10 protein-coding genes are annotated in these 12809 nt (G+C 39.0%); 5 read left to right on the top strand and 5 right to left on the bottom strand.

The window, feature by feature from the left end:
* Positions 1-32 precede the first annotated feature (32 nt).
* Positions 33-2021 (top strand): ABC transporter permease, encoded by a 1989-nt coding sequence (locus AM305_RS03720; protein ID WP_035293846.1) that lies wholly within the window; start codon positions 33-35, stop codon positions 2019-2021.
* Position 2022: 1 nt separating this feature from the next.
* The gene (gene fbpC / locus AM305_RS03725; RefSeq protein WP_005823274.1) at positions 2023-3063 is read left to right on the top strand and encodes a ferric ABC transporter ATP-binding protein; all 1041 of its coding nucleotides are present in this window, start codon (positions 2023-2025) and stop codon (positions 3061-3063) included.
* Positions 3064-3067: 4 nt separating this feature from the next.
* On the opposite strand, the gene AM305_RS03730 is transcribed toward fbpC, so the two are convergent.
* Entirely contained in the window at positions 3068-4291 is a 1224-nt protein-coding gene (locus AM305_RS03730) for an ATP-binding protein (RefSeq protein WP_035293849.1), read from the bottom strand.
* 145 nt (positions 4292-4436) lie between these two features.
* Positions 4437-6452 (bottom strand): excinuclease ABC subunit UvrB, encoded by a 2016-nt coding sequence (gene uvrB, locus AM305_RS03735; RefSeq protein ID WP_005823277.1) that lies wholly within the window; start codon positions 6450-6452, stop codon positions 4437-4439.
* A 125-nt stretch (positions 6453-6577) separates the two neighbouring features.
* On the opposite strand from uvrB, the gene AM305_RS12535 reads away from it, so the two are divergent.
* A complete protein-coding gene (locus tag AM305_RS12535) occupies positions 6578-6724 on the top strand; it encodes a hypothetical protein (protein ID WP_005823279.1) in 147 nt (48 codons plus the stop codon).
* Positions 6725-6886: 162 nt separating this feature from the next.
* Here the strand turns inward: AM305_RS12535 and AM305_RS03740 are convergent, their stop codons facing one another.
* Entirely contained in the window at positions 6887-7939 is a 1053-nt protein-coding gene (locus AM305_RS03740) for a porin (protein ID WP_005823281.1), read from the bottom strand.
* Positions 7940-8418: 479 nt separating this feature from the next.
* Here AM305_RS03740 and priC point away from each other — a divergent pair, with 479 nt between their 5' ends.
* Together priC and AM305_RS03750 are read left to right on the top strand one after the other, a co-directional pair.
* A complete protein-coding gene (priC, locus tag AM305_RS03745; protein ID WP_005823283.1) occupies positions 8419-8937 on the top strand; it encodes a primosomal replication protein PriC in 519 nt (172 codons plus the stop codon).
* A gap of 8 nt (positions 8938-8945) precedes the next feature.
* Entirely contained in the window at positions 8946-9563 is a 618-nt protein-coding gene (locus tag AM305_RS03750; protein WP_005823284.1) for a DUF1919 domain-containing protein, read from the top strand.
* 144 nt (positions 9564-9707) lie between these two features.
* On the opposite strand, the gene AM305_RS03755 is transcribed toward AM305_RS03750, so the two are convergent.
* Together AM305_RS03755 and lpdA are read right to left on the bottom strand one after the other, a co-directional pair.
* Positions 9708-11159 (bottom strand): alanine/glycine:cation symporter family protein, encoded by a 1452-nt coding sequence (locus AM305_RS03755; RefSeq protein WP_005823286.1) that lies wholly within the window; start codon positions 11157-11159, stop codon positions 9708-9710.
* A 178-nt stretch (positions 11160-11337) separates the two neighbouring features.
* Positions 11338-12762, bottom strand: a complete 1425-nt coding sequence (gene lpdA, locus AM305_RS03760; protein ID WP_005823288.1) for a dihydrolipoyl dehydrogenase — start codon at positions 12760-12762, stop codon at positions 11338-11340.
* Positions 12763-12809: the final 47 nt, after the last annotated feature.

Here is a 12809-nt window from a genome sequence, read left to right on the forward strand (position 1 = left end):
GGAAATTTAACCGCTTACATTTTTATCAATTCATGCATCTATTTTCTACTCGTTCCCCGCTTTGGCTTATCTTGCCGGTCATTGCTTTTATTGCATTGCCTACTCAAGCATTGCACTATGGCTTATGGGGCTCAACAAGCCAAGAATGGCTTGCTGCAATGGGATGGCATGAAATCAATCTCAGTTGGGCATGGTTTGGCGGTTTTCTTACTATACCATGGGTAAAGTCGCCTAAAAATCGCCTTTATGCTCTTATTGGCATCACAAGTTTTATTTTACTTTCTGCCACATTTTGTCAAATACGCTTGGGATATGCCGTTCTCTTTCTGTTTTTGTCCCTTTTTATGCTCACGGTTGAAGCCCTAGCCCAATTGCGCGCCATGCAAGGTGAACGCTTTATCATTGGTTCATTGCTCGCCGTTTTTATTCTTTTACTTGTTTTTATTTTATACCCTTCACTGGCGATTTTTAGCCATTTGTTTTATGAAGACGGCACTTATTCTCTGCAATCTGTAAAACAGGTCTTTCTTCAATCGCATTTACTAAATACGATTTGGAACTCACTTCGTGTTTCAGCTTCTGTTGGCTTACTTTCAACATCACTCGGGCTTTGCTTAGCCCTTTACACCACTCGAATTGCAAAGAAAACGCAATTTTTAGGAAAACTCTTTTCAATCTTACCGATTGTTACTCCCCCGTTCGTTGTTGGGCTTGGTGTCGTACTATTGATGGGTAGAACAGGTTATATCACCCAAATTCTTGTCGAGTATTTTGGTGTCAGTAAGAATTGGCTTTACGGCTTTAATGGTATTCTGATTTCGCATACCCTTGCATTAACTCCAATGGCATTTATGGTCATCGAAGGCGCATTAAAATACATTCCTGCTCAATTCGAAGAAGCCAGTTATAGTTTAAAAGGATCAGCACATCAAACGTTCCGGTTTGTACTTTTTCCTCTACTAAAACCAGCATTAGGTAATGCATTTTTAATTACTTTTGTTCAATCCCTAGCTGACTTCAGTACGCCTTTCGTTTTAGGTGGAAATTACGAAGTACTTGCTGGGCAAATCTATTTTTATATCGTTGGCGCACAACCTAACTATGCTGCTGCCAGCACCATGGGATTTATTCTTCTTAGTTTCTCTCTGCTCTGCTTTTTAATTCAATACTGGTGGATCGGAAAACGGGCTTATACAACGGTATCCGGAAAGGGAAATCAAACAAATTATACTCCCCTTGCAAGCGGTCTAAAAAAACTGATCATTTGCATTTTAGTAATTTGGGTTCTATTTAATGCCGTTTTATATGGTTCGATTTTCTTTGGTAGTGTTGTGGTGAATTGGGGTGTTGATCACAGCTTTACCCTCAAACACTATCTTCGTCTATTTGGGCAAGGCATCAATTTTGGCGGTTTCCCTTCACTTATTCATACAGTTACTTTTGCTCTTTGTGCTGCGCCGATTACTGCTATCATCGGTTTATTGATAGCCTACCTTACAGCTCGCAAGCCGTTTAAAGGGAAAAAATATTTTGAGTTCCTTACGCTCCTCTGCTTTGCGGTGCCGGGGACGGTGGCAGGGCTCTCTTATGTGATGGCATTTAATAACGCACCATTTTATTTAACAGGAACAAGTATCATCATTGTTTTATCTATGGTAACTCGTAATATGCCAATCGGTATGCGTTCAGCAATGGCTGGGTTAGCACAGATCGACAAATCTCTCGAGGAAGCTTCTCTCACACTCAAAGGCAGTGCATTTGATACTTTCCGTTTTATCGTGCTACCATTGCTCAAACCCGCTTTATTGTCAGCATTGGTAACGAGCTTCGTGCGCTCAATGACAACAATTAGTGCAATTATTTTCTTGGTTACCCCAAATACCCAAGTTGCGACATCTTATATTTTAAGCAGGGTTGAAGATGGCGATTATGGCTTAGCTGTTGCTTATGGTTCTACACTGATTTTAGTCATGATGGCTGTTATTTTCGGATTTAATAAATTGATCTATCGTAAAGGTTAAAATGAAGAGTGAATTCTTAGTCTTAAAAAATCTCCATAAGTCATTTGGGAAATCTCATATTATTCAGGATTTCAATTTAACCTTAAAGCAAGGTTCTATGACAACCTTACTCGGTCCTTCCGGCTGCGGTAAAACGACTATTTTGCGTTTAATTGCAGGGTTAGAACAACCAACAAGCGGTCAAATTTTTCTCGAAAATCACGAAATCACCTCAACGCCTCCACAAGAGCGTGATATTGGCATTGTGTTTCAATCCTATGCCCTTTTCCCACATTTAACTATTGGCGAAAACGTTGAATATAGCTTAAAAATGCAAGGCATATCTCAAGCAGAACGCAAAGTTCGAGTAAAAGAAGCACTCGAATTAGTCGATTTAAGTGGCTTTGAATCTCGTACTGTTGATCAACTCTCGGGCGGACAACAACAACGAGTCGCTCTCGCACGAGCGCTCATTTTAAAGCCGAAAGTGTTATTGTTTGATGAGCCACTAAGTAATCTCGATGCAAACTTACGCCGTATGATGCGAGAAAAAATTCGAGAACTTCAACTGCAATTGCAAATGACAGCGCTGTACGTTACCCATGATCAGGCTGAAGCATTTGCCGTATCAGATGAAATTGTGGTTATGAAAGAAGGAAAAATCATCCAACAAGGTTCGCCAGCGACACTCTATCGCCACCCTAAAAATGCTTTTATGGCAAAGTTTATGGGTGAGGCAAGCCTTTTTGAAGCCCATAAGGTAGGGGATCAAGTCCAAATTGGGCAGACAATTCTGACACTCCTTCATCATACACCTTGGTCAAATTTTTCAGGAAAATGCCTTCTCGGTATCCGCCCGGAAGCGGTCAAATTAACGCCTCATTTTGCAGAAAACAGCTGCCAAATCCGCCACGCCGTTTATATGGGAAGCCATTGGGAAATTATTGCAGAATGGCAAAATCAGCCTCTTACCATTCATGCAAAGCTAGAAGATTACCAAGATGCTCGCTCACAATATGGGTTGCAATTTAATCCTCAAGGCATTTTTTTATTAGAAGAGTAATCCGCTAAATCGCCCAAATCGGCAAAGCAACTAAATCTTCCGCCAGCCATAATTTCTGTGGATACTGGTTGATAATTACACCATTACCGATTTTGATTTCTTCTTCAGGCAAATTATCTTTCAAAATACCGAAGGCTTTTGCCATTTTTTTATCTGGGCTTGCGGTGGTTTTGATTTCTACGGGGTAGATTGTTCTGTCGTACTCAATCAATAAATCGATCTCTTTTTGATTGGTATCTCGATAAAAATACAGAGGCGGTTCAATACCACTGTTATAGAACGATTTAATAATTTCGCTAACCACAAAAGTTTCAAAAAATTGACCGCTTTTTGCCCCTTGTTGAATGGTTTCAGGCGTTAGCCATTTTGTTAGCCACGCCATCAAACCAGTATCCAACATATAAACCTTCGGTGTTTTAATCGCCCGTTTTAAATGATTATTGCTGTATGGTTTAAGCAAATAAATAATGCCTGAGGTTTCTAAAATCGTTGTCCAACGCTTAATCGTATCCACCGATACACCAACTTCTTGTGCCACATTGCTGTAATTTAACAGCTCGCCACTACGCGCTGCAATAGCGACCATAAAGCGAGTGAAATCACTGATATTTGAGATATTCGTTAAGGATCGTACATCTCGTTCAATGTAGGTTGAAACATAAGAGGCATAATAAATTTCCCAGTTCATCTCTTGTTCATACAGACGAGGCATATAGCCTTGATGAATAATTTTCCAAATATTTTCAATGGGTTGGAAATGTTTTTCACGAGCGGTAAGATAATCTAAATTCGGGACAAAGGGTTGATAAAACTCAATCCGCTGAATTTCACGCAACGAAAAACCTTGCAGTTTTAACACTGCAATTCGCCCTGCTAATGTCTCCGTCACATTTTGCATTAACTCAAATGCCTGCGAGCCAGAAAGCAGATAAAGCCCGGCAGTTTTCTGTTTATCAATAGCCAGTTTTAGACTTGAAAATAGCTCCGGCACATATTGCACCTCGTCCAAAATTAACTTGCCCGAATGGTTAAGCATAAACAAGGTCGGATCGTTACGAGCCATTGATAACAGCATCGGATCATCAAAGGTCACATATTGATAATCCTCACTAATATGTTGTAACAATGTCGATTTCCCAACTTGTCTTGGGCCGGTAATCAACACCGCTGGAAACTGTTTAATCACCGTTTGCAACAACGGTTTCATTTGACGAGAGTAGAAATTCATAGGCAAAAGTTAGTTTAATTTAAGATGTTATCGTAAATTAAACTAAAAATTAACGTGTAAGTAAAGAAAAAACTAGTTTAATTTACGATAGCATCGTAAATTAAACTAGAAATTCAGGTTGCTGATAAAGTAATTTGATAGCCTTCTAAACCTCTAGTAATACCGCCTTTAACACCCCAATCTTATCCCTCACCGCAGCCGCTTTTTCAAACTCAAGATCTTTAGCAAAATCTCGCATCTGTTGTTCAAGCACTTTCAGTTCTTTTTCTAACTCTTTACGAGATTTTGGAATGTAAGCGGTCTGATTATCGGTTGATTTTGCAGATTTTTTACTTCGTTTTGGTTTATCTGTCTGCCCAATATCCAACAACTCGCCAACTTTTTTGTTCAACGCTTGTGGCACAATGCCGTGTTCTTCGTTGTATTTTTGCTGCTTCTCTCGGCGGCGTTCGGTTTCTGTGATCGCTTTTTGCATTGAGTTGGTAATGCGGTCGCCGTATAAAATTGCTTTGCCGTTGAGATTTCGTGCCGCACGTCCGATGGTTTGAATTAAAGAACGTTCAGAACGTAAAAAGCCCTCTTTGTCGGCATCTAAAATCGCCACCAGCGATACTTCGGGCATATCCAAGCCTTCTCGCAACAAGTTGATCCCAACTAACACATCAAACATTCCCATTCGTAAATCGTGGATAATTTCGACCCGCTCGACTGTATCGATGTCGCTGTGTAGATAACGCACTCGCACGCCGTGTTCATCGAGGTAGTCGGTTAAATCTTCCGCCATTTTTTTGGTCAGCGTTGTGACTAGCACTCGTTCATCTACCGCCACACGCTTATGAATTTCCGATAATAAATCATCAACTTGCGTTGCCACGGGGCGAACTTCGATAATCGGATCTAACAAGCCAGTTGGACGAACCACTTGGTCGATTACATCAGGATTTTTCTCTAATTCGTAAGGTCCAGGGGTTGCCGATACATAGATTGTCTGTGGCGATAAGCGTTCAAACTCTTCAAAACGCAACGGACGGTTGTCTAAAGCAGATGGCAAGCGGAAACCGTATTGCACCAAAGTTTCTTTTCTTGCTCGGTCGCCCCTAAACATACCGCCGATTTGTGGCACGGTAACGTGGGACTCATCAATAATCAGCAAGCCGTCTGACGGCATATAGTCAAACAAGGTCGGTGGCGGTTCGCCCTCTTTTCTGCCCGATAAATAACGTGAGTAGTTTTCAATACCTGAGCAGTAGCCCAACTCGTTCATCATCTCAATGTCAAACTGGGTACGCTGGGCGATCCGCTGTTCTTCGAGTAATTTATTCTCTTTGATAAAGTAAGTTCGACGCTCGGCAAGCTCTTCTTTGATCTGCTCAATCGCTTCTAAAATCCGCTCTCTCGGTGTAACGTAGTGGGTTTTCGGGTAAATCGTATAACGGGGAACACGCCCTAAACTATGTCCTGTGAGCGGATCGAATAAGGACAGATTTTCGATTTCATCATCAAACAGTTCCACACGCAAAGCAACATCGTCCGATTCGGCAGGGAAAATATCAATCACTTCACCACGCACACGGAAAGTCGCACGCTGAAAAGCTTGATCGTTGCGAGTGTATTGTAATTCAGCAAGACGAGAGAGAATTTTGCGTTGGTCGATCATTTCGCCCACTTGCAGATGTAACATCATCTGCATATAAGCATCCACATCCCCCAAGCCGTAAATTGCCGACACCGATGCGACTACAATCGTATCCCGTCTTTCTAAAAAAGATTTGGTGGCAGACAGTCGCATCTGTTCGATCTGCTCATTAATAGAGGCATCTTTTTCAATAAAAGTATCGCTGGCAGGCACATAGGCTTCAGGCTGATAGTAATCATAGTAGGAAACGAAATACTCCACCGCATTTTCAGGGAAAAAGGCTTTCATCTCGGCATAAAGCTGTGCCGCAAGGGTTTTGTTTGGGGCAAGCACCATTGCTGGACGGTTTAAAGTCGCAATTACATTAGCAATGGTAAAGGTTTTGCCTGATCCCGTTACGCCTAGCAAGGTTTGATGTGCCAAGCCATCATTCAATCCCTCGACTAATTTGGCAATCGCAGTCGGTTGGTCGCCTGAGGGTTTGAAGGGGGAATGGAGAATAAAAGGTTTGCCTTGCTTGTTCATTGAAAAATCCTAGTCTGAAAATTTGCGAGAATTTTAGCATAAGCAAGCGGTCAATTTTGGGGAAAATTTTGCAAATAGAAAAGAAATCTCTATAATGAGGCTCTTTTTATCTTATAGGTGTCCATATGAAAAAAATTGTTTTATTGCTTCTTGGTGTATTAACTATTACTGCTTGCTCTCAGTCTAAAAATATTTATTTTAACGGTGCTGAAGGTTCACATTCTGGCATTCGTTATAGCTCTACGGATAAAGAATTTTCGCTAAATCCTTAAGCAAAATGGTTGCTAATGAACACAACTATTCTTAGCAACTTTTTTAAATAAGAAGATTCTTTATTGACCTATATTTCAATAAGTAGTTATCTTAGCTATATACCTAAAAAATCCCCCAATCATTTCTGACTGGGGGATTATTTAACGAGTTATATTACCGGATTACCAGTAAACACGCATACCTACACCGATAGCTTTATCAGTTGTTTTTTCTGCGTATTCATAACCATTATTAACTTTGTTGTACGCTTTAGTTTGAACAACTTTACCTTCTACGAATGCAACCACTTGTTTGTGGAATTTGTAATCAACACCAAGTAAGAAACCGTGAGTTTTTTCTTTGCTTGTATCTTTAGTTTTCACACGCTCATATAAGTAGTTACCATACACGCTTGATGTTGGAACAACTTGATATTTGAAACCTGGGGATACATAGAATTTATTAAGTTTTGAGTCACCAACTTTCTCATGTGCATAACCGAAATCACCGATTACAGTGAAATCGCCAAATGCATAGCTTGCTGACGCTAAATAGCCATCCTTACGATGTTTAATTGCAGAATTTGTTTCATAGTTAGTATGGCCATACGCGAAACGAACATCTGCATCACCAACACTATATAATGCACCTACACCGATAGCATTTTTTACTGCGCCATTATTTAATAGTGGATCATCATTTTCATTGAAGTTATAGTTCGCACTTAATTGTAAACCTTCAATACCACGATAGTCGTAACGTACTACTTGTGTACCAGAAGTTGGGATATAGTCACCTTTTGGAATTAAACCATATTCATAATCGTTAGTTTGGCTTAAATCATCTGCAATTGTTACTTGACGACCAAATGCAATCTCACCAAATTGTTTGCTACCTAAACCTACATAAGCTCGGTGAGCATATAAATCACCAAATTGATCATCCTTATTGTTTTTGTTAAAACGGAACTCAACACGGCCTAATGCATAGAAATCTTCACCTAATTGATGTTTTACTTTTACACCAAAACGAGAGCCAGCATTACGTAATTTTGACTCGCTAGCTTTTGACACTAATGTACCATCTGCTGCTTTAGTTTTCTCGTTTGTTTTTTCCATAATTAAACGTAAAGAACCTTCGAAATCTACTTTGGTACCTTCAGCGTCTAATACTGTTACCGCGTTTGCTGATGCTGCGAATGCAGCTACTGATAATGCAACTAATGTTTTTTTCATAATGTTCACCTATCTATGGAGGTTGATTTTTAGTATGGATGTTCTTTACTATTAAAGAACATTTCTTTAAAAAAAACGCAAACATTTAGTTCTGTAAATTCGAGTAAATGTTTTTTGCGTAGTTATAATGGCAAAAAGGCTATATTCTGTCAATAGTTCAACCTTTTCTCCTCAGAGCGTGATTTATCATTCAAAATCAATAAGTTACAAAAAAACAATGAAGAAATAAAATAATATTTCAGAAATTTTTAGCGTTATACTCCATAAAAACAACAAACATAACCCATTGAAAAATAAGACTTTATTTATATGTTATTGATTCTAAATAAAGTTCCTTGTTTTTTTGTATTTTTTTTGTGACATATCTCACATTTTTAACATTTACTTTATTTTACGCTCACTTTATGAACAAATTTTCTGTTTGGAAAGCCTTTTCATGCCCGTTATAATAGGTAATAAATCTTAATTTATCTCTAAAAATGAAGAATTTTAGCCAACATATCGAACAACTTTTAAAAAAATTTGAACCTTTTTTAACACAACAAGCGGTCGTATCCGGAGGATATTTTACAAAAGAAGGGGCGCTTGTTAGTCAATTTGTGGAAGAAATCAAGCAATCTGTTCATTTATTACAACAACAAAATCAACCTGAATATGCGGAAATTTATGCTGAAAAATTGCTCCGCCAATTTGATGCATTAAATAAAGCTGTTGCTGTACTCTCTAAAGAAAAACCGAGAGAAACCGCTTTTCGATCCGCTTATCACTTTCCTAAGAATGTTCATGCTTTAAGCCCTGAAAAACGCTTAATTGAGTATCGTAAAGCATTGCGGGCATTAAATGATAAAATAAGTTGGTTGGTAGAAAAGCAACTCAATGCTTCTCATCATGATGAATATCAACAACTCAAATATCAAATTGATGAAACAGAATATCGCAAAATGCGATGTTTAGCGGCTATTGAAGAGTTGGAAGAATTAACTTCATATAAAAACTAGGATTTATTATGTTTTCAAGAATAAAAAAATTAATTAATCATTTTTATCGCAAACGTATTAACCAACGAAATCAACAGAGATTGGCAAATCATTCCATGTCTGTTATTTCGAGCAACTGTAATGGTGCTTTTATTCTGCATGATTTAGGGGAGCAATTCCGCTCACCTTTTGTGAATCTTTATTTAACGCCGAATGATTTTATTCAATACTTAAAGCATCTTGATCAATATATGAATGAAGAACTTGTGTTTATCAAAAGCGATAAATCCTACCCTGTTGGTATTTTAAAAGATATTACGATTCACTTTATGCACTACCACTCAGAAGAGGAAGCTAAAAGCAAATGGCAGGCACGTAGCCAAAGAATCAATAAAGAAAATCTCTTTATTATGATGACAGATCGAGATGGTTGCACTTACCAAAATTTGCAAGAATTTGACCGCTTGCCATTTAAGAATAAAGTCGTATTTACCCATAAGCCTTATCCTGAATTTGCTTCTGCATTTTACATTTCAGGATTTGAACAAGAAAAACAGGTTGGTGATTTATTTGAGTATGTTGGATTAGACGGTAGAAAATTTTACGATCAATTTGATTACGTGAGTTGGTTTAATCAAACGAAATGATAAGGGAGATTTGGTATTATGCAGAGGAGACAAATAAATTGTAGGGGCAAATCATATTTGCCCCAAAACAATTGCTAGAACATCAGGGCGAATGCAATTCCCCCTATAAACAATTTCAATGTTATACAATTTTGCATAATACCATTATTCTGACTTCTGTGACTTCCAAACCAAAGGATCAACACCTTTATGAATAAGGTCTTGGTGTTCTTCGATTCTGAAAATCGGTTCTTGATTTGCTTTAATTTGGCGTATGTAGTCCTTCAAAATACGCCAAACGAGTGGAGAAAGAATCAAAATAGCAATCAGGTTAATTACCGCCATTGATGCCATGACCGTATCGGCAAATGCCCATACAATACCACCATCTCGTACCGCACCAAAATAGACAAAGAATAAAACAACTGCACGGAATCCCCACACAAACCATGCTTTATTTTTGATATAACGAATATTCGTTTCTGCATAAGCATAGTTACCAATAATTGAGGTATAGCAGAATAATAATAAGATAAAGGCTAAGAAGTGTAAGCCAAATTCGCCTAAATGATACTGTAATGCAACTTGGGTTAATTCAACGCCTTTTAAAGTCTCATTACCGTAGTTATCTGACATTAAAATAATGACAGCGGTACAAGTACAAACCACGATCGTATCAACAAATACGCCTAGCATCTGAATTAAACCTTGGCTTGCCGGATGTTTTGCATCTGATGTCGCTGCAGAGTTAGGTGCTGACCCCATACCTGCTTCATTAGAAAATAAACCACGTTTAATCCCCATTAACATGGTTTTAGAAACTAATGTTCCAAACATTCCCCCTGCTGCGGCAGAGAAATCGAAGGCGCTATCAATAATCATCGCTAAAATCGCCGGTACACGCTCAATATTCATACCTAAAATGATCACGGCGATAATTAAATAAAACAACGCCATAGTAGGAACCACTTTCGCTGAAACTTGCCCAATGCGCTTTACTCCACCAGAAATAATAGCAGCGGTTAAAATGACAAGAATAATTCCTACATATTCCGCATTCCATTCCCATGCTTTTCTTGTTGCTGCCACGATTGAGTTTGACTGTACTGCATTGAATGCAAAACCAAACGTAAAAATCAGCGTTAATGCAAATGCAATGGCTAAAGGCTTACATTTTAAACCACGTGTAATATAATACGCCGGCCCACCACGGAACATACCGTTTGGATCTTTTGTTTTATACAACTGTGCTAATGAAGATTCTGCAAATGCGGAGCTCATTCCCATCAATGCAGTAATCCACATCCAAAATACTGCCCCCGGTCCACCAAGTGCGATAGCTGTAGCTACCCCACCGATATTACCTACACCAACACGGCTTGCCAAACCTGTTGTAAATGCTTGGAAAGGTGTTAAAGAACTACCCTCTGCAGCTCGCCCGCCCCACATTTCACGCAAACTTTGAGGTAATAGGCGAAGTTGCACTAATCCTGTTGTAATTGTGAAAAATAACCCCGTACCAAGAAGTAGTAAGATAGTAATGTCCCAAAGTGGTCCATCAATCGTATTAACTACCCATGTAAGCAGAGCTTCAAAACCCGAAACAATTGAATCCATATAAGACCTCTGTTAATAGCTAAAATTGACAACTTTCTGCATTGTAACTATTTTTTTACTTTTGAAAACTTTTTTTAATGCTTTTTATAACAAAAATTATCTTTTTCAGATTCAAAAAAAACAAAAAGCGGCTTTTTATAAGAAAGCCGCTTTGAAATTATATTGTTATAAAGCTAAATTAGCGTTTTTTCGCCTTAGCATTTGGAAGGTCAGTGATTGAACCTTCAAATACTTCCGCTGCTAAGCCCACTGATTCGTGTAGAGTTGGGTGAGCATGAATCGTTAATGCGATATCTTCAGCATCACAACCCATTTCGATGGCAAGACCGATTTCGCCTAATAATTCGCCACCATTTGCACCAACAATAGCGCCACCAAGTAAACGATGCGTGTCTTTATCAAAGATTAACTTCGTCATACCTTCTGAACATTCAGAAGCAATCGCACGACCTGAAGCAGCCCAAGGGAATTTTGCCACTTCGTAGTTTAAGCCTTCTTGTTTACACTCTTTCTCTGTTTTACCTACCCAAGCAACTTCCGGCTCAGTGTAAGCAATTGAAGGGATTACTTTTGGATCAAAGTAGTGTTTTTGTCCTGCAATCACTTCTGCAGCAACGTGTCCTTCGTGAACACCTTTGTGTGCTAACATTGGCTGACCAACGATATCGCCGATAGCAAAGATGTGAGGTACATTTGTACGCATTTGTTTATCAACTGCAATGAAACCACGATCATCAACATTTACACCTGCTTTACCTGCATCAATCAATTTACCGTTTGGTACACGACCGATAGCAACAAGTACAGCATCATAACGTTTAGTATCGTTACATGCTTTACCTTCCATAGAAACATAGATACCATCATCTTTTGCTTCTACTGCAGTTACTTTCGTTTCAAGCATTAACTTAAATTTCTTCTCGATCTGTTTGGTATAGATTCCAACCACATCTTTATCTGCTGCTGGAATTACTTGGTCAAACATCTCAACCACTTCGATTTCTGAGCCTAATGCGTGGTAAACTGTACCCATCTCTAAACCGATGATACCGCCGCCCATGATAAGTAGTTTTTTCGGCACTTCTTTTAATTTAAGTGCATCTGTTGAATCCCAAATACGTGGATCTTCGTGTGGAATAAATGGTAATTGAATTGGGCGAGAACCTGCTGCGATAATCGCATTATCAAATTTAATAGTAGTTGGGTTACCATCACGATCACGAGCAACTAAAGTATTTGGATCAGTAAATGCTGCTAAGCCTTCTACAACCGTTACTTTACGTGCTTTTGCCATACCCGCTAAACCGCCGGTTAATTTAGCTACTACTGCATCTTTACCCGCGCGAACTTTATCTAAATCAATCGTTGGTTCAGCAAAGAAGATACCATTTTTCTCTGCGTGTTTTGCTTCTTCGATCACTTTTGCTACGTGTAATAACGCTTTAGATGGGATACAACCTACGTTTAAGCAAACCCCACCTAATGTTGAATAACGTTCAACTAATACGGTCTCTAAACCTAAATCCGCACAACGGAATGCTGCTGAATAACCAGCTGGACCAGCACCAAGTACAACCACTTGGGTTTTGATTTCTTTGCTCATAAATTTTTCCTCTTATGTAGGGACACACTGCGTGTGTCCACGGACGC

The sequence above is a fragment of the Actinobacillus minor NM305 genome (assembly GCF_000175195.1).
Taxonomy (GTDB): Bacteria; Pseudomonadota; Gammaproteobacteria; order Enterobacterales; family Pasteurellaceae; genus Haemophilus_A; species Haemophilus_A minor.